At 54.3% G+C, this 25,851-nt stretch carries 17 protein-coding genes; 8 read left to right on the top strand and 9 right to left on the bottom strand.

Annotated elements, in window-relative coordinates:
* Window positions 1-121 precede the first annotated feature (121 nt).
* A complete protein-coding gene (locus tag MK110_16365) occupies window positions 122-937 on the top strand; it encodes a rhomboid family intramembrane serine protease (protein ID MCH2212877.1) in 816 nt (271 codons plus the stop codon).
* Between the two features lie 141 nt (window positions 938-1,078).
* On the opposite strand, the gene MK110_16370 is transcribed toward MK110_16365, so the two are convergent.
* Complete coding sequence (locus tag MK110_16370) at window positions 1,079-3,016, bottom strand: translocase (protein MCH2212878.1); 1,938 nt, start codon at window positions 3,014-3,016, stop codon at window positions 1,079-1,081.
* Window positions 3,017-3,441: 425 nt separating this feature from the next.
* On the opposite strand from MK110_16370, the gene MK110_16375 reads away from it, so the two are divergent.
* Window positions 3,442-5,478, top strand: a complete 2,037-nt coding sequence (locus MK110_16375) for a TolC family protein (GenBank protein MCH2212879.1) — start codon at window positions 3,442-3,444, stop codon at window positions 5,476-5,478.
* Window positions 5,479-5,611: 133 nt separating this feature from the next.
* On the opposite strand, the gene MK110_16380 is transcribed toward MK110_16375, so the two are convergent.
* Entirely contained in the window at window positions 5,612-6,373 is a 762-nt protein-coding gene (locus MK110_16380; GenBank protein ID MCH2212880.1) for a hypothetical protein, read from the bottom strand.
* Between the two features lie 291 nt (window positions 6,374-6,664).
* On the opposite strand from MK110_16380, the gene MK110_16385 reads away from it, so the two are divergent.
* Window positions 6,665-7,693, top strand: a complete 1,029-nt coding sequence (locus MK110_16385) for an NAD(P)-dependent oxidoreductase (protein ID MCH2212881.1) — start codon at window positions 6,665-6,667, stop codon at window positions 7,691-7,693.
* 146 nt (window positions 7,694-7,839) lie between these two features.
* Here MK110_16385 and MK110_16390 read toward each other — a convergent pair whose 3' ends face one another.
* Window positions 7,840-8,370 carry a UvrB/UvrC motif-containing protein gene (locus tag MK110_16390; protein ID MCH2212882.1) on the bottom strand — a complete coding sequence of 177 codons (531 nt, stop codon included), beginning with the start codon at window positions 8,368-8,370 and terminating at the stop codon, window positions 7,840-7,842.
* 39 nt (window positions 8,371-8,409) lie between these two features.
* Window positions 8,410-9,669: a sulfate adenylyltransferase gene (locus tag MK110_16395; GenBank protein MCH2212883.1), complete on the bottom strand. Its 1,260-nt coding sequence runs from the start codon at window positions 9,667-9,669 to the stop codon at window positions 8,410-8,412.
* 59 nt (window positions 9,670-9,728) lie between these two features.
* Here MK110_16395 and MK110_16400 point away from each other — a divergent pair, with 59 nt between their 5' ends.
* Entirely contained in the window at window positions 9,729-9,914 is a 186-nt protein-coding gene (locus tag MK110_16400; GenBank protein MCH2212884.1) for a hypothetical protein, read from the top strand.
* Window positions 9,915-9,945: 31 nt separating this feature from the next.
* Here the strand turns inward: MK110_16400 and MK110_16405 are convergent, their stop codons facing one another.
* On the bottom strand, window positions 9,946-10,368 hold the full coding sequence (locus MK110_16405) for a secondary thiamine-phosphate synthase enzyme YjbQ (protein ID MCH2212885.1): 423 nt from the start codon (window positions 10,366-10,368) through the stop codon (window positions 9,946-9,948).
* A 498-nt stretch (window positions 10,369-10,866) separates the two neighbouring features.
* Between MK110_16405 and MK110_16410 the strand changes: the two genes are divergently transcribed.
* The 3 genes from MK110_16410 to MK110_16420 all read left to right on the top strand — a co-directional run bounded on the left by MK110_16410 (window position 10,867) and on the right by MK110_16420 (window position 17,062).
* Window positions 10,867-11,859 carry a hypothetical protein gene (locus MK110_16410; GenBank protein ID MCH2212886.1) on the top strand — a complete coding sequence of 331 codons (993 nt, stop codon included), beginning with the start codon at window positions 10,867-10,869 and terminating at the stop codon, window positions 11,857-11,859.
* A 455-nt stretch (window positions 11,860-12,314) separates the two neighbouring features.
* A complete protein-coding gene (locus tag MK110_16415) occupies window positions 12,315-13,589 on the top strand; it encodes an efflux RND transporter periplasmic adaptor subunit (GenBank protein ID MCH2212887.1) in 1,275 nt (424 codons plus the stop codon).
* 2 nt (window positions 13,590-13,591) lie between these two features.
* The gene (locus MK110_16420) at window positions 13,592-17,062 is read left to right on the top strand and encodes an efflux RND transporter permease subunit (protein MCH2212888.1); all 3,471 of its coding nucleotides are present in this window, start codon (window positions 13,592-13,594) and stop codon (window positions 17,060-17,062) included.
* A gap of 186 nt (window positions 17,063-17,248) precedes the next feature.
* Here the strand turns inward: MK110_16420 and MK110_16425 are convergent, their stop codons facing one another.
* From MK110_16425 to MK110_16440, 4 genes are all read right to left on the bottom strand, one after another.
* Window positions 17,249-19,027 (bottom strand): MFS transporter, encoded by a 1,779-nt coding sequence (locus tag MK110_16425; protein MCH2212889.1) that lies wholly within the window; start codon window positions 19,025-19,027, stop codon window positions 17,249-17,251.
* Window positions 19,028-19,191: 164 nt separating this feature from the next.
* Complete coding sequence (locus MK110_16430; protein ID MCH2212890.1) at window positions 19,192-20,178, bottom strand: amidohydrolase; 987 nt, start codon at window positions 20,176-20,178, stop codon at window positions 19,192-19,194.
* A 232-nt stretch (window positions 20,179-20,410) separates the two neighbouring features.
* Window positions 20,411-21,286, bottom strand: coding sequence for an NAD-dependent epimerase/dehydratase family protein (locus MK110_16435; protein ID MCH2212891.1), 876 nt, complete (start codon window positions 21,284-21,286; stop codon window positions 20,411-20,413).
* Between the two features lie 26 nt (window positions 21,287-21,312).
* Window positions 21,313-22,320 carry an NAD-dependent epimerase/dehydratase family protein gene (locus tag MK110_16440; GenBank protein ID MCH2212892.1) on the bottom strand — a complete coding sequence of 336 codons (1,008 nt, stop codon included), beginning with the start codon at window positions 22,318-22,320 and terminating at the stop codon, window positions 21,313-21,315.
* Between the two features lie 433 nt (window positions 22,321-22,753).
* Between MK110_16440 and MK110_16445 the strand changes: the two genes are divergently transcribed.
* Window positions 22,754-25,753 (top strand): PSD1 and planctomycete cytochrome C domain-containing protein, encoded by a 3,000-nt coding sequence (locus MK110_16445; protein MCH2212893.1) that lies wholly within the window; start codon window positions 22,754-22,756, stop codon window positions 25,751-25,753.
* Window positions 25,754-25,851: the final 98 nt, after the last annotated feature.

Genomic DNA, 25,851 nt, shown 5'->3' on the forward strand with positions numbered 1-25,851 from the left:
GTTACCGCCGCCGTGTGCAGCTTCGTGTGAGCACTGATTTCCGTGAATTCCCGGGATGTGTTCGGTGTCCGGGTTTCTGATCTGATCAACATCATTTCAACGGAACAATACACTAAATTCTATGATTCCTCTTCGCGACAATATTCGGTCACGTACCACACCCTGGATTAATTACACCATCATTGCTGTCTGCTGTCTGGTCTTCTATTTTCAGCTGCAGGACCAAAAATCTTTGCTGGTCGAACGATACGGCATGATTCCGACGCGTATTGTGAACCCCGATCAGACGGTCGATGTGATTGATCGGGTGATTGTTCAAACCCCGTTTGGTGATCGGATTCGCGAAATCTCCCGACCGGTTGCTCCTGCGGGAGTCATACCGTGGCTGACAACTCTCACCTGTATCTTTCTTCACGGCGGCTGGATGCACATCATCGGCAACATGTGGATGCTTTGGATATTCGGGGACAACGTCGAGGACCGTATGGGACACCGCTGGTACCTGTTGTTCTACGTTTTCTGTGGAATGGTGGCCAGTGCGTCTCACATGCTGATCGATACCGGTTCCACAGTCCCGACGATTGGTGCCAGTGGAGCGATTGCCGGAGTCATGGGAGCCTATATGGTGCTGTATCCGCGGGCGCAGGTACTCTCGATCGTTCCGATTTTCTTTTTCATCCAGATGATCGTGTTGCCGGCACCTGTTTTTCTGGGCATCTGGTTTCTGCTGCAGTTCTTTCAGGGAACATTTGCGGTCATCAGCATACAAAGCGCGGGAGTGGCCTGGTGGGCTCACATTGGAGGATTCGTTACCGGGTTTTTGATCGCCTGGTTGTTCAAACAGTCCGGTTCGACCACACCGGCCGTCAAAGTCATTGATCCCCGGAACCAACGTTCCACCACTTATAGGATCTACGTGAACGACCGGCGACGCTGATGTTTGTCGTGACTTTAACGAGCGACTTTGGTGTTCTTTAGAAGATTGGCTGTGGCCATATATCGAATACCGGTGCCGTGCGGAGTCTGCCGACCGACAGGTCCGGAAATTTCCGACTGCTTCGGGCGCTGTTTCCGTTCGTCAGTCCGCGGCACATTCGAGGTAGGGGTCCAGACCAATCCGGCGAAATGTTTCACTTTGCCGGCGCTCACTTTTGAGCAGCTGTTTTCGCTGTCGAGCATAATTTTTTTCCAGCTGCCTCTGTGCTTTTCGAAAATAAGTTTTCACGTTCAGCCCCGTGATTTCGCCCTGTTGATGTTCAATCAGAGTTCGCAGCTGCCGCCGGGCCCGGGGCGACAGGATGTTCAGAAACGGATCTTCCAGAGACAACAGGAATTGAAATGTTCCCGGGTCGCCCTGACGGGCCGTTCGGCCCACAAGCTGACGGTCAATTCGGGCTGAACTGTGGACGGACGTGGCAATCACGTGCACACCGCCGTTCCGGATAACCTCCTGATGAGGAATAATGTCGGTGCCCCGACCTGCCATATTGGTCGCGATCGTTACTCGGCCAGGTTGTCCTGCCAGTTCCACAATTTCGGCTTCTTCGGCCTCGTGCCGAGCATTCAGTATCACGTATCGGGTACCGGCAGCATTCAGCATATTTCCCAGCGCCTCCGATTCACTCACAGAGGGAGTACCAATCAGCACCGCGCGTTTTTGACGAACCAGTTCAACCACAGTTTCTGTGAGCACCTGATTGCGTTGTGAATGTGTCGCATAGATCCGGGTTGGAAGCTCCTGCCGCAGACACGGACGATTTGTAGGGATCTCCGCGACACCGATGCGATAGGCATTCCACAACTCGTTTTTCGCCAGCGCTGCAGTCCCCGTCATTCCGGCCAGATACCTGTAGTGTCTGAACAGAGACTGAATTGTGATTTGTGCGGCATGCTGGGTGAGTTCCGAAACCGCTGTTCCTTCTTTAACCTCTATCGCCTGATGTAGGCCTCGCTGCCACTTACGACCATCCATCATACGACCTGTGGATTCGTCCACGATCGTCACTTCACCGTCCTTCATGACATACTCGCGGTCGAGTTGATAGAACAGATTCGCAGCCAGTGCCGTCTCAACCTGCGACAGCAATTTCTCATTACTGAAGCTTCCGAGCCACTGCGGACGGTCGGACATCAGGACGCGAAGGCTTCCCGGCTCGGTAAGTGTTACCAGTCGGCGGTCCGGCTCACAAACAAAATCCTCGTGTTCCTGGAGATCATTGACCCGTGAGTACGCCCAGTGCAGCAGGCTGACATCAGAGATCGAATTTGGTTCCGGAAGACCGATGATCAGAGGTGTGACAGCTTCGTCGATGAGGACACTGTCAGCCTCATCGATCAGTGCGAAGTACTGACCACGCTGAACCCGGTTCCGGCCACTGCCCGACGACAGCGACGTGTAGCGCGGCAGGCTGTTTTGTGTCCCAACGGTGTCCGATTTCAGACGATCACGAAGAAAATCGAATCCGATCTCTGTGGCGGTCCCGTAGGTGATATCGCAATTGTAGGCTTCCTGTCGTTCTTCATCTTCTGATTCTGATATCACGCAACCAACGGACAGTCCCATCATGCTGTATATTGGCTTCATTGCTGCGGCATCGCGCTGAGCCAGATAGTCGTTGACCGTGACGACATGACATCCGCGGCCGACCATTGCATACAGTGTCGTCGGCATCGTTGCGGTCAGTGTCTTGCCCTCGCCTGTCTGCATTTCAGCAATCCATCGTTCGGCCAGAGCAATTCCTCCAATTATCTGCACCGGATAAGGTGTCATATTCACCGTGCGGCGTGCTGCCTCACAAACCAGCCCAAACACGTCTGTTATTGCACTTTGCAGTGGAAAGCCCGTCCGGATTTTCCACGCAAGTTCGAGAGCCTGTCCGCGAATCTCCTCATCGGATTTTTCACGAAGCTGACCGGTTCGACGGTCAATGACCTGGGCCATTGCCTGCCAACGCGAGACACGCGATACCTGTGTCCTTCCGCCAGTTTTTAACCAGTGCCAAAGTGAATTTGCCAACGTCAGTTCCTCAACAAACTGCTGCACGTTGATTGTATGCTTTCAAAACGAAGATGTCCGTCTGGTCCACAGTGTATGACGGACGTGTTCGGTCTGCTGCCACGAATCTTCACGGAGTGACCGACATGCCGGCATCGGTGTGTTCTGTGCAGAGCATGCCGAAACAGCGATTTGCACCGAAATTACCGACTAATCGGCACGTTCTGCCGGTGACCGAAATGTGCGTGTTACGAACGCCCTGAATGCCGGCTAAGTCGTATAGGCGCGCAGATCTGATTGCCATAGCCTCTGAAACTTCGGCTCAAATCACCGGTTTCTCCGTCCAGTCGGCACCATTTTCCCATGCTTTTGTTTCGATTCGCGCACATTCGTCCTGCCGGGAATGTTCCCCTGCGGTTTTCTGCCGCTCCACCTGGGCTGGATCGATGCGAGGCGTATCGTCACTGTTGCCGAACGGTCGAGACGCTGGTAACTCAATCCTTCACGGCCTGATGACGTTTCCGATGAAACGGATCACTCACCAAAGTGCGAACTTTGACGGTTTGCGGCGATGTTTGCTGATCGTCCTGCAGATTCTGCCGGGTTGCGCGCTCACGGGTTCGTCGGACGATTTTGCCACAAATCTTTATACCCCTGCTGAGGGGCGGCTGACGGCTGAACGGCAAATAGAGGAATCCGCAGGCTATGGACACACTGCAGACTATGCCAATTTCATGGACAACGACGCAGACTCAGAATCGTCCGGGGCGTCTGCCGTTTATCTGACAGGGATGGTTACCGAACAGACTTTTGATGAGATTTCAGAGGAGCAAGTCTGGCCCGTGTCACTGCTGGAGGCTGTTCAGCTGGCCCTGGATAATAATGAAGTCATTCCCGTTGATGTCCAGTTCCTTTCCAGTGGAAGCACTCTGCTCAATGCTCCGCAGGCGGTGGCGTCAATCTATGATCCGGCCATTCAGGCAACCAGTGTGGCAGCCGCACGTGGAAGCCTGGCCGCGACTTCAGATTTCGTCCCTGTGCTGACCGCTCGTTCCACAATTGGCCAGGACAGTGTTATTCAGAACAATCTGGTATCAGCCGGTCTTCCCGCGGGCGGTGTGCTTGAAAGTGACACAGGAAATCTTGATATCAGTCTGCAGCAGCGGCTGATGACCGGTGGTCTTCTTGAATTATCCCACAATATCAGGTTTGATGACAATAACGTTGGCACGAACCTGTTTCCAAATGTGTATCAGGGGCAGTTGGCTGTCGAATTCACACAGCCCCTGTGGAGCGGTGCCGGTGACTTCTTTACGTCAGTTGCCGGACCGATCGATCTGATTGCCACGCGCGCCCCAAGTGTCGATCAGGGAATTGTGATCACGCGACTTAACGAAAAGATTTCAAACAATCAATTTCATATTGCGCTGCAACAGCTGGTCAAGGATGTCGCGGATGTCTATCAGGATCTGCACTTTGCCCACCGAAGGTATGAAATTGAGACAAAAACACAAGAGGCTGCAGAGAAAGTCTGGAAGCAGCTCAAGGCAAAATCTGAAGCCGGCACCGGACGCGGACTGGCATCAGAAGCGCAGGCCGAAGAAAATGTTTATGCAACTTCAGCCCGGGTCAAAGATGCATCCCGGGAAATCATTACGGCAGAGAACCGGCTGCGTCGGCTGATTGGCAGGGATCCCGGACACGGGCTCATCATGCAGCCCATTCAGGCTCCGACAGTTGATCCGATTGCCGATGACTGGGAACACTCGCTGCAGACCGCGTTCTCACGACGGTCCGAGCTGAACGAAACCATCCTGACGATGCAGAGCCTGGAACTGCAGCGTTCCGCTTCCATGAGTCTGTCGAAGCCGCGTCTGGATCTGGTGTCAAATATCCACACGAACGGGTTTGGTGATCATGCATTCGATGAGTCGGGCCGGGGAGGTCCTGCACGAAGTGACAGTTATGCGCAGAATCTTCTGAATGCGGAACAGACCGGCTGGTTTGCCGGGGTGCAGTTTTCCGTGCCGCTGGACCGACGATTGTATCGCAGTCTCCAGCATCAGCTTGAATATCGACTGGCGAAGACACGTGCCACACTGAAGGCTCAGAAGAAAGAAATCTCACACGAATTGTGGCATGCATTTCGTTCGGCAGAACGCTGGTCTGAGATCGTGAGCGAAAACGAGCGTCGTGTTCAGGCGGCACGGCGACAGGTCAGTGCCCTGGATGCGGCTTCCGTGGCCGGACGCGACATCGTGGATCTGCTGGTTCGCGCTCATTCCACACTGGCGATTGCCGAAACTCAATATGCCCAGGCGATGACAGAATACAACAAAGCCAATTCAGAAATTCGTTTCCGTCGAGGAACACTGCTCGAAGATCTCAATATCAGTATCCACGATCCCCTGTCTCTTCCCGTTTCTGATGCCAAAGCAGCTGAAACCGGAACACAGGATGAGTCAGAAACAGTCAGCAGCTGAACCGGAGTAACAGTACCTCCGGCGGGGAACAGGACGTCGCCGCTGTCTGGCAGTTTGAGTCGTAAAACAGACCTGGTTCACGAGGTTTCCGGCTTGTTGTCCTGTCTCGCAGCTATCGATGCGTTTTGCGGATTTACTGCAATGTCTGTGCCGCGTTTTCCCGCAGTCTGTTCAGGTGACGCCGAAGTGCGGTCAGCTGAATTTGCAAACCGATGTTGATGCTTCCAATTCCTTTGCGTAATTCACGGGAGTCGGTGAGCAACTGATTGATGGTCGCCGGGTATTCTTCTTCCGGATCCTCAAATGTCGGTTCTTCGCCGATCGGACTGCCTGTGGCGCACTCCGGACATAAAACCACCTGCTCTGTATGATTGTCAGTAAAGTGACTGTATCGCATGATGATGTCCGAGCATTCGGTCATTAATGCTGCGGCCTTTCCCAGTTCATCGATGCCTCTTGAGTTTTCTTTGATGACGTCGGCCAGGCTGGCCTGACCGGTGCCTGTCGTGTCGTCGGAGGCTGTAGTCGTGGTTTCTTCGTTCAGGCCGGTTGTGTTTGTCTTCTGACATCCCGAAATACCGGGCAGAACCAGACCGCACAAAACAATTCGAAGCAAGAGCACCATATTGTTACGTGGTTGTGTTACTGCCATATTGATCTCCCGTCTGTATCGGCAAAGTGATGCATGCTGTTGTGACTCGCACCCGGTACGCTGATTGATACATTTGTCGCTGATCAAACGGCTGTCGGGAAGCCGAATCATAAATCCTGCACTCTGTTTTGCGGATTCTGCGGCTGACTCGTGATACGGGAGCTGACGCAGTGCCGCGACCGTGCTGGACAGCGGCAGCGAAATTTTGGTCAGCCACTGTCGTTCATCAAGTGGCTGAGTCACGTGTCCACGATTAAATCCGTCTGGATTATTGAAGTTGCCGTCTCGACTGCTGTATTTCGGAGAGCTGATTGTTTAACGCACCTTCGAAAACATCGCTAAAAAACAATAATTGTATCAGGAGACTGCCGTGGTCAGATGTCCAGGGAAAACCAACCTTTAGATTGCCGCACCGGTGCTCAATTTTGATTAACATCAAGGGAAGCCGGTTACTGAAACCTCCGGTTTGAACCGCGAAAGCGGTTGAATGCAGACATGAAATCGTCTTTGCGCGTTTTTCTTTGAGTTGGTTTTGTGCGAATCACACCCCATACGGAAGCTCAGCTTGATGATCGACTTTCGGAGCCCGACACAGGGGTTCTGGATGCCGTCGAACACTCCCCTGGTGACCTGATTGTGCTGGGGGCCGGAGGAAAGATGGGCTTCCATCTCAGCCGAATGCTCCAGCGATCACTGATGTCACTGGGGAGGTCTGATCGAGTTATCACGGTCTCCCGATTTCGCCGTCAGAAAACCCGGGTTCAGTTCGTGCAGGCAGGTTTTGATGTCTTTCAGGTCGATCTGAGTGATCCGGAGCAGCTTTGTGAACTTCCGGATGCTGCCGGCGTCTTCTATCTGGCCGGGGTGAAATTTGGCACACAGAATCGACCGGACCTGCTGGAACAATATAACATTCAGATGCCGCGTCTGGTCACCGAACGTTACCGGCATTCACGTATTGTTGCGCTGTCGACAGGATGTGTGTATCCTTTCGTCCGACCGGAATCCGGAGGCGCTGCGGAGGAGACGCCAACGGATGCTCCGGGTGACTACGCGCGATCATGTCTGGGCCGCGAACAGGCCTGCGTTGATGCGGCCGAGCGCTGGGGAACTCAATCCAGTCTGATTCGGCTCAACTATTCAATCGATTTGCGGTACGGCGTGCTGGTGGACATTGCACAGAAGGTGCTGGCAGGAAAACCGGTCGGGCTGGACACGGGATACGTGAACGTGATTTGGCAGCGAGACGCGGTGTCACATATCATTCAGACACTGCGTCATTCGTCGGCACCGCCGTTTGTGTTGAACGTGACCGGCCCCGAGGTTGTGCGGATTCGTGATCTGGCTGAATCTTTTGGCCGGAAGTTTAATCGTAAAGTGACATTCCAGGGTACAGAAGCTGATACGGCATGGCTCGCCAGCTCGGAAAAGGCGTGTGGACTTTTCGGCGTTCCGCAGACTTCGATCGCACAAATGATCGACTGGACTGCTGACTGGCTGAAACACGACGGTGTTACTCTTGGCAAGCCGACACATTTCGATGCACGAGACGGGAAATTTTGACCTGTCGCCGATGTTCAGAACAGTCCGTACAGACGTTTTCGTGCATTGAAGACCTGTGAATAAAATCGTTTCCGGTACCACAGCACGCTGCCGGTTGATGCGTTGACAGACTGTGAAACAGCCGGTGTCATTAACTGCTGACAGCTTCAGTCTTCGTCGGGCGTGGTGATTTCTTCGCCTCGAAGCAAGGCTTCCAGTTCGGTGATCTCATCACGAAGTGTCGCGGCTGATTCGTAGTCTTCCTGACGAATCGCTTCACGCTGCCTGTTTCTTAACTGCAGGACACGTGACTGATCATCTAGTGACGCTGACGTGCGCGAAGGTCGTTTACCCGAGTGAGTCGGCTCTTCGTGGATATTTTCCAGCAATGGACGCAGGTGTTCACGAAACTCATCATAACAGAAGGGACAGCCCAGCCGACCGAGTTCCCGGAATTCACTCATCTTGATTCCGCATCCGGAACACGTCAGCTGATCCAGTTCCCCGTCGGTAGCGACATGCAGTTCTTCCAGCTTGGCAGCCAGGTCGGCTGCAATAGAATCAGATTCGTGCGATTCTGAATCATCCAGATAGTCGCGGGCACATTTTTCACACAGGTGAATTTCACTGGCCTGACCTTCGATCACCTCCGTGATATGCAATGTGGACTGGTTGGCACACTGTCGGCATTTCTTCATTGCTCAATTCCTTTACCGGGACGCCAGTCCACCGTTCCGTTACTCCTGCTTCATAGCTGCAGCCAGTATTTCAGACGTGCTTTCTCTCATGATCCTTGGATCAACCATTTCACCTTTTTGCAATGTTTCACGAACTGCCTTGCCGGAAATGAAGACCGGCTTTTCTTCGTCATGATTCGACATCAGGTCGACTCGGCCCAGTGATTCATAATACGCAGCAAATCCGACATTCACCGGCTGAATTTTCAGATCACCATTGAGTTGTCCAAAGATTTCCTGTGCATCGAAATCACCCCAGATAGCTGATCCGTCTTTGAATGGGGCATCGGCATGCTTTCTCCCAATTACAATGTGTGTGTAACCCATGTTTTGGCGGTAGATGCCGTGCATCACAGCTTCCCTGGGACCTCCGTAGAACATTTTGATATCCAGACCCAGCAGCCTGACGCGGTCAGGCACACTTTCACTACGATGTGCCCATAGATCGGTGTCGCTGTCTCCCTCTCCCAGTCCACGACCTTCGATGAGAGCTTCGTAAGTCCGCATACGGATCTCAGCACTCACATCGTCACCCTTGGTTTCTCCAATCAGTGGATTTAAAACCGCTCCTGCATTTTTTCCCGCACGAAGTAGTTCTTCCAGTGCGTAGACCATGGCATATTCGTGAGCCCGGTGCAGGGGATTGCGCGTCTGGAATGCGACAACAGCTTCCCAGCCTGTCTTTGCCAGAGTGGCGCGAACTTCACGTGGTGTCAGGACGTACTGTCCGAATGACGGGTTCCTGGGTTGCGGGAGCGCCTGAATTTCTCCGCCGATCAGATGTGTCTTTTCAGCGTCATTGACCAGTACCATATCGGCGCCGGGGTGATCGGTGCGTTCTGTTCCATATACACTTTTGAGGTAATATGGCTTGTCCCACTCATAAACGTCTTTGATGTCGACGGTTGCCACAATATTTCCGTCCGGGGACGTCAGGGCAACCTTTTGCCCTGTTGACAGCTGCCCGGCAAGTTCTGAAGTGACCGGCAGGGCGACCGGAATCGTCCATGCGTATTTGTCGCCGGCAGAATCTACCGTTGAATCCTGGAGGACCTGATTCCATTGAGCGGACGTCATCGGACCTGTCAGCGGGCTGAGTGTACCGTCGGCAAATCGATACACACCGGACAGATCGGCAGCCGAAACGGGGACGCCTGTCAGTCCACCTGCGTCTGCCAGAAAAGATTCGCGATCTGCTTCCGGCACGGTACAGCAAACAGGTTCGGTAAGCCCGCCGTGAGGGGCAATGAGGTCGACCATCGATGTCTTTCCATACAGGTGGGACGTGTTCAGGACTCCGGAACGTCGAGTCTGCCGGAATGACACGACACGAACGGACGGTTGATCTGCAGGTTGAATCCTCGACGAAGTTCATGTCCTCGATCCGGCAGCTGAAAGCAGACAAGACTGACGGACAGTTACCGGGAATCACCGGACTCAACCTGAAACGCGAACGTAGAGGAACCGCAGCGGTGCGTCAAGCACTTCTCATCACGAAGAATTGAGATTGTATCCCTCAGGTTCGTACGCAGTCTTCTACTTGCCAATGATCTTGATCAGAATTCGTTTCCGTCGGCGCCCGTCGAATTCGTAGTAAAAGATGTGTTCCCATGGTCCCAGGTGCAGTTGACCCTGGGTGACAGCAACAACAACTTCGCGACCCATGATCTGACGCTTATGATGAGCGTCAGCGTTATCTTCACCGGTTCGGTTGTGGTGATATCGTTCCGCTGACGGATTGAACGGAGCCAGATCTTCCAGCCATTTATCGTAATCCCGATGCAGTCCTGGTTCATTGTCATTGATGAACACGCTGGCGGTAATATGCATGGCATTGACCAGGACCAGACCTTCCTGGACTCCGCTTTCGTTCACCAGTCGTTCGATCTCGTCATGAATTGAAACAATCTGACGCCGCTGTGGAATGTCCATCCAAAGTTCTTTGGTGAGTGTTTTCATGATAAGATTTTGATACGCATGCTCTCGTGCCGGGTGAGTTCGGAGGGGTGTCGAAGTTATTCAGGCCGTTCCGGGCCGGGGGTGTCCGTGGCAGTGAACCGGTACGGGAGTTTACAACAGGTCACCGTACTGCTGAAACGGACCGGTCATATCAAGCCCGCTGACGCACAAACGCAAAGATGAAGGGCAACGACCTGCAGCATGTGAACAGCTGACGGACCAAACGATGCATGATGCTTGAGATTCACACTTCAGCTGTATGTAAAGTTCCAGGGGACTGAATGACTCGTTGACTTCGTTCGGAGGAAATGCAATGCATCATCGATGCGGAAATTCCGCCTGCAGCGTTTGAAGAACTGTATCCGCCAAGTTTCAGTCGCCGTTTCTCAGATGACGAAGTCACCGACATCGCGGGGCTGTCAGCGGGCTGAGAGCGGGACCGTGAAACTGTTGCCGGGTGCCCGGCACGTTCGGCTTTGTGCCGACAGGACCTTTTAGATGAATTTCATTCCGGTTGTTGACATCACCGCACTCAGAACTGAGGCCACAGAAACGTCTGTGCAGCTGGTGTCGGACCGGATTGGAAAGGCCTGCCGGGAGTTCGGATTCTTCTATGTCACCGGCCATGGAATCTCCCGTGGTCTTCAGAAAAGTCTGGAAGATCTCAGTCGGCAGTTTTTCTGTCTCGATGAGTCCGACAGGATGTCCATTGCGATGACACGGGGAGGAACGGCGTGGCGTGGCTATTTTCCGGTTGGTGATGAACTGACCTCGGGAAAACCGGATCAAAAGGAAGGTCTTTATTTCGGAACAGAACTGGAAGACCACCATCCCAAAGTCAAAGCTGCTGTTCCGATGCACGGTCGCAATCTGTTTCCTGCCATTGACGGTTTTCGTGAAACCGTGTTGAGCTGGATTGAACAGATGACGCAGCTTGGCCACTCACTCATGAACGCGATTGCCCGCAGTCTCGGGCTAACATCCGGATATTTCCATGAGCGATACACCAACGACCCACTCGTTCTGTTCCGGATTTTTCATTATCCGCCTCTGGGCGAAAACCTGGACGAATTGTGGAGTGTTGGTGAACATACGGACTATGGACTGCTGACGATTCTGAAACAGGATCACACTGGCGGTTTGCAGATCAGAACGCAGTCCGGCTGGATCGACGCGCCAATTGTGGAAGATTCCTTTATCTGCAATCTGGGTGATATGCTGGATCGAATGACGGGTGGAGTTTATCGGTCAACCCCGCACCGAGTCCGCAATGCTGCATTGTCCGGCAGACTGTCATTTCCCTTCTTCTTCGACCCCGGCTGGGATGTTGTTGTCAAACCGATTGATCCAAACATGACCGTCAGTGACGATTCTGCAGATCGCTGGGACGGTGCCCGCATCCATGACTGGACCGGCACCTATGGTGAATACCTTCTCAGAAAGGTAACTCGGGTATTTCCGGATCTGGAAAATCCTTCAAAATCAACATGAAACCGAACCGGAAAGGGCAGGGAGGCTGAACCAGCGTCCTGGCCGGCAATCAGCTTCCCGGTCGTCCCATCAGGGCGACTTGTCCTGTGCCGGAAGGATCCGCAAAGATGAACCATGTTGCCGCAAGGACAGGAAATCCGTTCCGGACAGACGGCATTGATTTTTTCACAGGACATGTGCAGCCCAACATTTCCTGAAAGATTTGGCGCTCATATCTAACGTGTAAAAAGTTATTGTGATGTCCGGAACGATCGGCGGATTGGGGGGAACGTTACATTTGGGACGGGCAGACAGTGCGAAACTCTTCATATGGGCATCGCTATGCGCGTGCAAATACGGGTGACTCAGGGAATAATCAAAAGTGTTGAACTGTATGGTCAAAATACAGAGACTGGCGGACAGGGCCTGTTCCGCCTTTGAAATATGTCCTTTGCCTCGAACAACGATCCGTCTTCATGCGGCCGCTCCAAACGTCTCCAACATCAATTCTGGTTTTGCTGGTTCTTGCTCAGGTGCCCTCGAGCGTGGTTGCACAGGGAAGTTCTGTGGTGGTGGCTGAAGTGATTGAACGTGAGGTCAACAGTGGCCATCGCGTTGTGGGGACGGTGATGCCGATCCGCAAGAGTACGGTTGGCACGGCTGTGGATGGTCGAGTGCTCGAATATCTGGTCAATGTTGGCGACTATGTTCGGGCGAACCAGCCCCTGGCAAAACTGCGGACCGGAACTCTGGAAATTGAACTGAAAGCAGCTCAGGCAGAGCTCACGCTTCGTCAGGAAGAACTTCGCGAACTTCAGAACGGTTCCAGGCCGGAGGAAATTTCCGAAGCCCGGGCTCGTATGCGTGCTGCTGAAGCCATTCAAAAAAACGCACTGACGCGTCTGAACCGCCTACAGCAGTTGTTTCAGCGACAGGCTGTAAACGAAACAGACCTGGACAATGCCCGGGAACAGTCCGAAGCTGCAAACCAGGTTCTGCAGGCACGGGAGAGCAGTTTGCAGCGGATCGAAGCCGGTCCGCGTGTGGAAACGATTGCTCAGGCGCGGGCACGTGTTACTCTGCAGGAATCTCGGGTGGATCTGATTGAGGATCGAATCAGGAAGTTCACCATCTTTGCTCCGTTTAACGGATACGTCACTGCGGAGCATACAGAGGTTGGGGAGTGGGTCAGCAGCGCCGATCCGATTGCTGAAATCATCGCACTCGAACGCGTGGAGATATTGTCGGGGGTTCCGGCAGAACAGGCTGTGAGGCTGAAACGGGGTGCTGAAATTCGAGTGGAATTTCAGGAATTGCCCGGTGAGGTTTTCACAGGGATGGTCGAACGTGTTGTGCCGATTGCAGACAGCAGAACACGCACGTTTCCCGTTAATATTCGTCTGCAGAACCGGGTGGAAGATCAGCGCCCGGTCCTGATGGCCGGTATGCTGGCTCGTGCAGTGCTTCCCACAGGGGGCCGGGCCGTTATGCCGCTGGTCCCGAAGGATGCGCTCGTACTGAACGGAAGTCGGCGGTATGTGTTCGTTGTTCGTGCAGGCAGCGGACAGGCCGGTCATACGGTTCAGTCGGTTTCCGTCATACTGGGTGTGGCGGATGCCGGACTTGTTCAGGTTGATGGCGATCTCAATGCCGGCGACCTTGTCGTGGTGCGAGGCAACGAACGCCTGAAGGACGGTCAGGATGTCTCAATCGCGGTTGCTGAAGTTCCAAAAGAAATCGCGGCGGACTGACTGTGCAGCTGATTGGATCCTTCATTCAGAACCCGGTTAAGGTGTCGGTGGGCGTAGTGCTTACCGTGCTGTTTGGTGCCATCTCGCTGATTCAGATGCCCAAGCAGCTGGCGCCATCTGTTGAGAACCCGGTTTTGACAGTCGACACACGCTGGCCCGGCGGAAGTCCCCAGGAAGTTGAAAGGGAAATCGTTCAGGAACAGGAGGAACAGCTGCAAAGTGTGGAGGGCCTCGTGAAGATGTCTTCCGAATGCCACGATTCACGCGGTGAAATCACCCTGGAATTCTCCGTTGGTACCAACGTTGAAGACGCCATGCTTCGCGTGAATACGCGTCTTCAACAGGTGCGGGATTATCCGATCGATGCGCAGCAACCCGTAATTCGGGCGGAGAATGTTTCCGATCGTGCCATTGGACGAATGGTGCTGACCGCCCGACCACCGGAGCGTCAGCGGATTGCGGAATTTCAGCAGAAACATCCGGAGTGTGCTGAATTACTTGCGTCATCTCTCAGAGCCATGAACAGTGGACTGCGTGTTTACCGCCTGCAGCAGGTGTGGCAGGAACAAGGTGATCGTTTTCCGCAGTTGAAAGAACTGCTGCCTCCCGACCTGAATCTCGAGCAGGTACGCAGATTCTCTGAAGATGTGATTGAGACGCGGCTGGAACGAATTCCTGGTGTGTCAGATGCGTATACGTACGGCGGTCGGCAGGAAGAACTTCAGGTTGTTGTCGATCCCGAACGTCTGGCGGCCCGTCAGCTGACTGTTGCCGACGTTCGTAATGCGTTCAACAGTCAAAATAAAGATACTTCCGGTGGCGACTTCCGGGAAGGGAAACGTCGCTGGGTTATTCGAACGCTGAGTCAGTTTCGAACTCCGGAGCAGGTACGGCGACAGGTACTGGCTGTGCGGGACGGAGCACCGATCTATGTGGGTGATGTGGCCGACGTCAAGATCGGCTTCAAGAAGATGGACAGCGTGTCCAGACGCTACGGGGTCTCCAGCAACGGACTGGGGGTTCGCCGGGTTTCAGGATCGAATGTGCTGTCAGTCATGGCCGGAGTTCGCGCAGCTACGGAGGAACTGAACGAAGGAATTCTTAAACAGCGCGGGATGGAACTCTATCTGTATTACGACGAAACGGATTATATCCATTCGGCGATTGGTCTGGTGCAGCAGAATATCCTCGTCGGCGGGGCACTGACGATGATCGCGCTGCTGATGTTTCTGCATCTGGGACGTCGCACACTACTGTTCGTACCAATGATTGCTGCCTCGGCGCTGGCTGCGGCCTATCTTTCTTCGGAGTTTGTTCTGATCACGTTGCTGCTGGTGATCATCGCCGGATTCTGGTTTGGCCGCGGAGCACTGGTGGTTGGACTGGCGATTCCGGTGAGTGTCATCGGTACCTTTCTGCTGCTGGGGCTGCTGGGGCGTTCTTTGAATGTGATTAGTCTGGCTGGACTGGCGTTTGCTGTTGGCATGCTGGTCGATAATGCGGTTGTTGTCCTGGAGAACATATTTCGCCGTTACCAGTCCGGGGAATCGCCGTTTGCAGCAGCGATCAACGGGACCCATGAGGTCTGGGGTGCCGTGATCGCATCCACGCTCACGACCATCGCCGTTTTTGTGCCCGTGTTATTTGTGCAGGAAACGGCGGGTCAGTTGTTCCGGGACATTGCCCTGGCCATTAGCTCAGCGGTTGGTCTGTCCCTGATCGTTTCCCTGACAGTGGTTCCCACCGCCGCTTCACGACTCTTCAGGCAAGGTCAGGCTGCAGATGCGGCAAAGACACTGCCTGCAACCGGCTGGCTTCCTCGACTTCTGAGCCGGGGCGGTGTGCTGCTGGTTGCAGTGGTGACAGGCATTAACCGGTGGATTCAGCGGGGAACCTTTCGTTCGGTGTCCGTTGTCATTCTGATGGTCGGAGGCTCTGTTGGATTGAGTTACTGGTTTTGGCCCAAGGTGGAGTACCTGCCGTCCGGGGACCGCAATTTTGTCTTTTGCAGGGTATCGCCTCCCCCCGGCTACAATATCAATCAGCTGGCGGAGATGGGTGTCAAGATCGAAGAAGACCTGAAACCCTACTGGAATGCGGATCCGGGTACTGCTGAAGCCGCAAAACTCGAATACCCGGTGATCAGTTATTACTTTTATGTCGTGCGTGGTCGCCGGGTTTTTATGGGATGTCTCGCGAAGGATGGCAGTCGTGCGGCCGAACTAATTCCTCTGCTGAAGAACATTGGGTCTCAGTTTCCGGGGACAAATGCTGTTGCCAAGCAGTCGAGTCTGTTTGAACGCGGCCTGAGTGCCGGACGAACGATCGACATCGAAATCACCGGACCGGATCTCGAACGGCTGGTAGCTATCGGGGGGCGGGTTTTGGAGGACGTCAGGAATCTGCTGCCGGCTGCGCAGGCCATGTCGCGACCCGGCCTGGATCTGTCGGGGCCCGAGATTCACATTGAACCGCGGCTGATGGAATCATCCGAAATGGGAATCAACGCATCCGAACTTGGATACACTGTTGATGCATTGGTTGACGGGGCCTATGCGGGAGACTTTTTTGTTGATGGCGACCGGGTCGATCTGACGATCATCGGTGATGAGTCATTCGCCCGCCGAACGCAGGATCTTGATTCGCTGCCGATTTCCACGGCCTACGGCCAGCTGGTGCCGTTATCATCTGTTGCCGAAATCAGTCTCAACAGCGGCCCCGAACAAATCAGTCGACGCGAACGCCAGCGGGCGATCACGATTCAGGTGACTCCACCGATCACCATGCCTCTTGAAGATGCCATGGACCGCATCAATGATTCGATCGTGAACCCGCTCGTATCATCCGATGCGCTCGATGGAGGCTACTTGATCCGCCTCTCCGGAACGGCCGACAAACTGCGGCAGACCTGGGCGGCACTCAAATGGAATCTGTTGCTGGCACTGGCCATTACCTACCTGCTGATGGCTGCGCTGTTCGAAAGCTGGCTGTATCCCTTTGTGATTATTTTCAGCGTACCGTTGGGTGCCGTTGGTGGAATCCTGGGCCTGACTGTACTGAATCTGTTTGTGTTTCAGTCGCTGGACGTACTTACGATGCTGGGTTTCGTGATTCTGATCGGAACAGTTGTGAACAACGCGATTTTAATTGTGCATCAGTCTTTAAATTATATTCGTGAACAGGAGATGGACCCCCGTGATGCGATTCCGCTGAGTATTCAGACTCGCGTACGACCGATCTTTATTACGACACTGACCACGGTTCTCGGATTGATGCCACTGGTCGTGTTTCCGGGAGCGGGCAGCGAGCTCTATCGAGGTCTGGGAAGCGTTGTGCTGGGTGGCCTGCTGGTGTCAACAGTCTTTACGCTGTTTCTGGTGCCGACCGTGTTTGTACTCACCCTGGACGCCAAAAATCGTTTGGCTGCTTTGTTGTCCGGGCTTCGAATGCCTTTAATGGCCGACCATCGTTAATGTGGCCGTACCGGACGGGCCAAAAGTCGCTTTCCGGTTTTCATGGGCATGGCATCCGTGCCGGACTGTCGAAAGATTCCTGTTGTACACAGCGGTCGTCACCAGGCATCGACAGCGATTACCGGTCATCTGCCGGGATTTGCTACATGTCACCGACGGCCGGAGGTGAGCTGTTTCCGAATTCAATCAGTCGGTTGCTGCTGACTTGATTGGTTTTGCCGCGTTGATCCCCAGGGCACTGATTCCGGCCGCGAAGAACGCCGCACCGCAGGCAATAAATGCGTTGTTCCAGTTGTCGGCACCCCCAACGAGCCAGATCACGATTGGTGGTGCGATGGCGGCACCCAGATTACCCCACATGTTTCCCCAGCCGAGGACAGATCCTACGTGCTGACCTCCCACATCCTGAGTGAATGCCCAGCTTGCCGGGTTGCCCAAAGCCGTGGCGAACGCGACCGTGGAAAACAGAATCACGCAGAGGGTAACACCTGGGTCAAACAAACACACAATGTAGGCGCCCATTGCAACGAAACGAGACAACGAAATCGGTAAAGCGCGTCCCCATCGTAATCCCAGATATCGAACGGCCGTATCGGTCAGGACTCCACCTGCCAGCATACCGGCCCAGCCCAGCAGCGGAGGAATTGATACGAACAGGGCCCGCTGCTCAACCGAGACAAGATGAACGCTGGTGTAGTAACGTGGTGCCCAGGTCAGCAGGAAGACCCAGCCAATATTGGTGAAAAACTGGGTGACACATGCGCACCACATACTGCCACTGGACACCAAACCCCGCAGCGGCACTCCGGACGACTTCCTGCCTGGATCGATCACCGCCGAATCGGCGATCAGGGCAGCTTCAGCATCATTGCAGCGGGGATGTTCGGCCGGTGTTGTGCGACAATTCCACCAGATCAGGCCGGCCACAAAAATGCCCAGCGATCCGTACAGGAACATCATCCGTCGCCAGCCGTTTCCGTAAATTTTTTTGATACTCCTGCGATGCAGGGCTTCCAGCACCAGCCGGTTGACCCTCTGGCTCTGAAGGTCACTGATATCGCCGGAGAGGTTTAGCAGCCGTCGAGCTTCTTTTTCGACTGAGATTCCTTTCCCGTTTAAATCATCCAACTCAAAAAAACCGGGTGACAGAATGATTGTGTTCAGCTCATTCGCCACGATTTCCGCTTCGCTGACAGGGATCACTGTTAATTCCGGAACGGCTTCATCCGGATTGCTTCCTGCCAGTTCAAGCTGTTGGCGAGCATTGTCCATCGCGTCAGCATACTTCTCAGCATGACGAATCACGATGTTCCGGCTGAAGGTCGAAAACGTTTCCAGACACCGCTGCCGCAATTCATCGACGGGTTCGGTGCTTTGTGATGAACGATTCAGTTCCTGGCAAAGCAGTGGTCCGTTCAATATCTCATCAGGAGTCAATGTCGTGCGCGTGTCGACAGGTGTCAGTGCGACCAGCAAATAGCCACTGGCGAACAGAGCCAAAAATCCTCCAAAACGACCTCCCAGAGCAATGACCCCGCTTGCGGTCCCGCGTTTGGAGAACGGAATCCATTTACTGACGATGCTGGAAGCGGTGGGGTATGCTCCGGCCTGTCCAAATCCGAAGCCCAGTCGCAGCACGAGCACAGCGACAAATGAGGAGACCGCACCTGTCAGTCCGGTAAACAGGGACCATGCCAGGACGTACAGCGTCAGCATCTTTCGCGACCCAAACAGGTCGGTCAGCCATCCGGAAGGCACCTGACCCAGAGCATATGTCCAGAAGAAGGCGCTCAGCATCCAGCCGACCTGTCTGTTCGTCAGTCCCAGATCTTCCTGGATGTACATTTCGACAAACGAAATGCAAAAGCGATCCAGGTAGAGCAAAACAGCCATCAGCGACGTCGACCCGATGACGAGGTGTCGAATGCGGGTTGGCTTATCGTTCGATGTCAAATGCGTGGCCATGCTACGTTCGTGTCCAGTGGATAAATCGGGTGACGAACACTTATGTGCTTCAAATAAACAAGTTCCGGACGAGCAGTACTCATACGATCCGGTGTTACAGGATCTGTCTGACAGCAATCATCGTACCGGTGCCCGGGCGAACGGCAGACAGGAAACAGGTCCGTTCAGCCCACACCCAGCAGGCTGGCCGCGTTGTTCCAAAAAATATCCTCGACCTGCCGGTCAGACAGTCGCTCTGACCAGCAGGCCCATTTGAGCGAACGCAGATGTTCCAGACCAACCAGAACCGGATCAATTTGCGTATGCTTTTCGCCCCAGACGGGTGTCTGCTCATATAGCCACACAAATGAATCGCCAGCCGACAGTGAGCGTCCGCGCTGGTGGCTGATCGGCAAATCTGAACCGTACATTAACCTGTCGTGTCCGATGATGCGTATCACCGCCTGATGGGCAATTGGTTCGCAGTTGGCACTGGTATCAAAATACAGGTTGTCCAGACCCCGCAGATGCGGAAGTCCTTCCAGATTGTGGGCCGGCTGAAATCCGCGAGCCGAATGAGCGAGGACCATCTTTATATTCGGATACGATTCGCAGTAACGGCGAATACACGCGATGTTGGCCGGGTCGGCCACCGCTCGTGATTTGACCATGTGCAGCGTGATCCACCAGCCTTCTTCGTCGGCAACTTTAACCAAAGGTTCCGGCAGGAAATCTTCAATATCAGCCTCAAATGTCGGCTGAGAGGATGCCATGGTGTGATAGCACTTGAGCCCGTGAAGCCCCAGACGACGGACCTCCTGACGCACCCATTCGGGGTCGTCTTCCGGTTTTATGAAAAAGATGCCCCGGCATTCACGATCGTTGGCCATCTCCTGTGAAACCCATTCATTGGCGAACTGCATCCTGGCCTTGTTATCAGCGGTCAGGAAGGGAATGAACAGCGCTTTTGTTTCACGCCCCGGATGGATCAGGTCCATTGCGGACATGTATTTTTCATAACCGCAGTCTTCCGGTTCGCTGCCAACAGACCAGCGAACACAGTCTTTACGCCACAGATGTGTGTGCGCGTCGTAGATGCGATCGGGCAGGAATGAATCGAGTTCCCGGGCAAAGAACTCACGATCAACGGTGCACTCACTGGTGGAATTCATAACATCGCTTTCCGCAGGTACCGCAACCGGGGAAATTTCTCAGTAACGGATAACGTTTATTTCCTCGTCAACATACCGGCTTTGCGGTCAATCGACAATTCGCCGCATCTCCGGACCGTTTCTGATTCCGGGGACTCATCCCCATGACTTATTGCCGTTAAACTCTATGCTCACAATCTAAAAACAACGTCCGGGCTCGCAGGGAGCGGCCGTTGAAGTTCCGCGAGAGATTTCAGGCGGTTTCGGTACGACGAACGGCGTCTCGAAGTCCGAGTCTGACCTGGTCGAACTGGAATCTGATCGGCAGTGATGCACGCACTTCACTAATAACTCGCTTGTTTCCACCACGAATTTTCGTGGATGCGGTGTCAAATTCCGGTGTCGGGAGGTCCACCAGGCGTGCCAGCTCAGAGTAATACTGTCGGCGCGTCAGCGTGTCAGTGTTTACAACGTTCAGCAGCGAAACGTCACGCAAAGATGACAGCTCCACAACAGCCGTTACGGCATCATCGATATGGATCAGGTTGAGGAAACTGTCGGGCTGTCCGGGAACGGATATGCCGGCTTTGAGGTCCGAGATGCGTCGCAGTAGGCGGTTCGGTCCGTACAAACCTGCCATTCTGAGAACGGTAAGCGATTCAGCACAATCCCTGTCAGCAAACGACTGCTGCAGCATCTGTTCGGCCCGAAGACAGCAACTCCCACTTTCGGTGACCGGGTGAGACACAGTGGATTCGGTCACGGTTTCACCATGCTTCTGCCCGTAGACCGACGTGCTGGATACATACAGAAATCGTCGGACTGATGTCGGGAGCTGCTTCAACAGAAACTGCAGCCCGTCGATCCAGACGGTTTCCCGTGACTGGACAGACGACCGATCAAGGCCGACCGACCAGAGGAAAGTATCAGCAGCCGGAAGTGACGGCAGTTGTCCTGTGGCCAGGTCGCCCACCAGAGCTTCAATGCCGTCGGCACGCAGTTCATCGGCTTTCGCCGGGCTGCGAGTGATGACAGTGACCTTCGCTCCGATACTCTGCCATCGACCGGCGGCGCGTCGGCCAAGATATCCACATCCGGCGATCAAAACGTGTTTGGGCAGTTCGTTCAAGACGGAACCATTCAGGACGCCGACGGCTATTCCTGATTCTGAAACCACTCGACTGTCAGCTTCATCGCATCGGTGAAATCCACTGATGGACTGTAGTCCAGTTGTTGCACTGCTTTATCAATACTGAAGTCCAGATTCAGCCCCAGAAATTTGATTCGGGCGCTGTTGACCAGCGGAGCCGTTTTCTTTCCCCGCAATTTCCAGAGTCCTTCCATCGTTGCCGCAAGCAGTCTCGCAACCGGCAGGGGGACAACCTTCGCCGGAATCTCATAGCCTGCTGCGGTGCAGATTGTGTCCATGAACTCTTTCTTACTCACTGCTCTGGGGTCACGAATGTTGAAGGTTTCACCGACCTGGTCGTCCTGTTCGATTCCCAACCAGATGGCTTCACAAAGATTTCCCACAAAAGTGTTGTTCATCAGTTTGTCTGTTGCTCCCAGGTAAGCAAACTTCTTTGATGATAGTCGTTCCATCAGTCGTGGGAGAACCGTCCGATCCCGCGGACCATAGATGAAGCCTGGTCTCAGCACGACACCCGGCAGTGTGTGATCGCGGATATAGTCCGTCACCAGCTGTTCGGACTCCACTTTGGTCAGCGTGTATCCGTCGATGCCTGCGGTATTCGGAGGAGTTGTTTCATCCGTTCCGTAGTGATCAGTGCCTTCGTAGACTCCCAGTGAACTGATCTGGATCCATCGCTGAAGTGATCCGGCATTGAGTGCTGCGTCCAGCAGTGAACGCGTCCCGTCCACATTGATTCGACGATAGTCTTCGGTCGGTCCCCAGTCACCCACTTTGGCGGCGCAGTGAACGATGACGGTTGCTCCCTCGCAGGCCCGTGCCAGACTTTCTGTATCGCTCAGGTCACCATCGATGATCTGTACCTGCCATTCGTTAAGCAGATCTGTGGCGGCGGACGATCGACAAAGCGCTCGAACCCGAAAACCCTGCTGCCGTGCCTGCTCGGCAAAGTGGCTGCCCACAAGGCCGGTGGCACCCGTTACAAGAATTAAGTCACTATCGGTCAGCTGCACGGTCGTTTCTTTTCTGATCGCCCTGAGTCCACGGTTTCTGCAGAGCCCATCCTACGCGAGGCGTTGCCACACACAAGCCGTGAACACCAATTCAGGATTGATTTATCAGCCAGGCTGTCCGGAGACCTTTCGTCCGACCGTCTTTGGCCAGGTGGCCGGAAACTCGTCCGGCACTCTGTGAATGCTGGGATTTACCTGTGTTTGCGGATGCAGCGGTCTCCGGTGTTGTCCCGGCTGAGGCCTCAGATGGCCAATAAGCATTTTGCGCAACCTGACGACTCATTGTCTGCTCGGTGCAGATTCACTCGACAGGGCACCGGATTGTGATTGTAATTGTGGGACACACGTTGACGTGATTCCGGCTGATTTTCCTTTGTGGAAGCCGCGAGCCGGACTGTTTGAAGCTGTATGATTCCACAGGTCTGAGTACGAAATGATACGCACTGCAATCAACGTGACTTTCCTGACGGCCGCAGTTACGGCAGCCCATTTTACACTTCCGACCTGTGACGCTGCCGGTGAAGTGACTCAGCAGGCTCTCAAAATTCTGGAACGTCGTTGTCTTAGCTGCCACAACGATGTCGACCGCAAAGGTGATTTGTCCCTGGAAACCCAAGGCGCGGTTCGGGCTGCTGCTGTGATTGATGACGAGCTTCCGCTGGACAGTCCTTTACTGACTGCCGTGTCTCCAGTGGACGGCGAATCACCGGCAATGCCCAAAAATGCCGACCCGCTGACTGACACGGAACGACGCATCCTGCGTCAGTGGATCGTTCAGGGAGCAAAATGGCCGAAGGATTACCGTCTGAAGCCGACGGCCGCCTACGACTTCGACTGGTGGTCATTTCAGTCTCTCCGTCGACCCGATATACCCCAATTCGATGCCGATTCAGCAGAAGCCCGATGGATCCGGAACCCCATCGATGCCTTTATTGCGGCTAAACATGTTGAGCAGGGCCTGACTCACTCTGATCCGGCTGACCGTCGGACACTCATTCGACGTTTGTACTACGATCTGACCGGGTTGCCGCCGTCCCCGGAAGCCGTTCAGGATTTCATGCACGACACCGATCCCGGAGCATGGGACCTGCTGATCGAAAAATTGCTGGACTCGGATGGTTACGGCGAACGCTGGGCACGTCACTGGCTGGATGTCGTCAAGTATGCTGACACCTGTGGCTACGATAAGGACAAGCTGAGGCCGAATGCGTGGCCGTATCGGGACTACGTCATTGAGTCGTTTAATGCAGACAAGCCTTACTCGCAGTTTGTCCAGGAGCAAATTGCCGGTGATATTTTGTTTCCGGGTACGGCTGACGGTATTCGGGCACTGGGATTTATCGCTGCCGGACCGTGGGACTTTATTGGTCATGCCGAAGTGTCTGAGGACAGGATAGACGGCCAGGTTGCCCGTAATCTGGACCGTGACGACATGGTGTCCAATACGCTCAATACTTTCTGCAGTTTGACCGTTCAGTGTGCTCGCTGCCACAATCACAAGTTCGACCCGTTCACTCAGGAACATTATTACAGCCTGCAGTCTGTGTTTGCTGCGGTGGACAAAGCTGACCGTCCGTTCAATATGACTCCGGAAAGTGAACAGCAGTATCGGAGTCTGACGGCCCGACATGACCAGGCCCGCAAATCACTTCGGGCTTTGCAGAAAGAAATCCGGACCGCCGGCGGCGACGAACTGAAGCAGGCTCAGGAGTTGGCGGGCGGTTTTGAGGCCGGGCGCAGGGAACAATTACGACCGCCTCAATACGGATACCACAGTCAGATTGAAACAAATGCCGATATTGAGAAGTGGGTCGAAGTGGATCTCGGGCGAGTGGTGTCTTTGAAAGAAGTCCGACTGCGGGCGTGTGCCGATGATTTTTCCGACATCGGAGCCGGATTCGGATTTCCGCTGCGTTTCCATGTTGAAGTTTCCACTTCTCCGATCGATGACTCGTCAAAGACACGGCTGGTGAGTTTTGAAGCGGCCGATGTTACAAATCCACGTTTGGCGCCGCTGCGAATTCCGGCCAACGATCTGGCTGTCCGGTTTATTCGAGTCACCGCCACGCGACTGGCGGTTCGCCGTAAAGATTATATTTTTGCATTGTCAGAGCTGGAAGCAATTGACAATGAGGGAGTCAACGTAGCGCTGCACTCCACCGTCACCGCCAAAGACTCCTTCCAGGCACCGGTACGCTGGGCCAAAGCCAACCTGACCGACGGATTATTTCCGGTTGCCAGGGATCCGGAAGCGGCTGAACGGCTGCTGGAAGCTGAAATCCGTCTGGCTGGAATTCTTGCCGGTCTGCAGACCGCAGAATGGAAGTCCCGACGCCGCGAATTCACCGAAACCATTGAAAACACGCAGCAGGAACTCAATGATCTGCCTCAAAGAAAAATGGTCTACGCGGCTGCTACACACTTCAAAACCAGGGGAAAGTTCAAGCCAACGAAGGGACGGCCGCGAACGGTCCGGGTTCTGCATCGCGGCAACGTGACACAACCGCTGGAGGAAGTCACACCCGGCGTTGTTCCACTGAGTTCCGACGCGGACTGGCATGTGCGGCTGGATCCGGATCACACCGAAGCAGATCGACGAGCGGCCCTGGCTCACTGGCTGTCGGACAAAAGTAACCCGCTGACCTGGCGTTCGGTGGTGAACCGAATCTGGCAGTATCATTTCGGTTTGCCGATTGTTTCAACGCCCAATGATTTCGGCCGAATGGGACAGCTGCCGACGCATCCGGAATTGCTGGACTGGCTGGCCACGGAATTTCGAGACAACGGTCAGTCGTTTAAACATCTGCACCGACTGATACTCCGGAGTGCCGTCTGGCAGCAGGCGTCTGCACACCATGACGGTCATGCACAGATCGATAGTTCCAATCGTTTTCTGTGGCGGCAGAGCCGGCGTCGTTTGTCTGCTGAGGAATTACGCGATTCGGTGCTTGCGGTCAGTGGCCGTCTCAATCCGGCCATGGGAGGGCCGGGGTTCTACCTGTTTGCTCTGGAGAAGACCGAGCATTCGCCTCACTATGAGTATCACAAGTTCGATCCGGCCGATGAATCATCGCACAGGCGGTCAGTTTATCGCTTCATTGTGCGGTCTCAGCCTGATCCGTTTATGACCACACTGGACTGTGCAGATTCATCACAAAGCACTCCCAGACGAACGGAAACCTTTACGCCGCTTCAGGCACTCTCACTGATGAACAACGATTTCACTCTGGTGATGGCTGAATCCTTCAGCATGCGGCTGCAACAGGATTTCGACAAAGTCAGTGATGCGGTTCACTATGCGTTTCAGTTGTGTACCGGGCGACATCCTGCTGATGCAGAACATACGGCCCTGGTGAACTATACAGAAGAATACGGAACCGCGGCCCTGGCCCGGCTGCTGTTCAATCTCAACGAATTTGTTTTTGTCGACTGACCGGAAGCAAATTACTCCGACGAAGATGACCGGTGTTCCGTAAGCCAGGGGTTACGTTTGAACATGAAAGCTTTCATCCTGGCTCCGTTGCCGGCGAC

The organism is Fuerstiella sp., assembly GCA_022447225.1.
Taxonomy (GTDB): Bacteria; Planctomycetota; Planctomycetia; order Planctomycetales; family Planctomycetaceae; genus S139-18.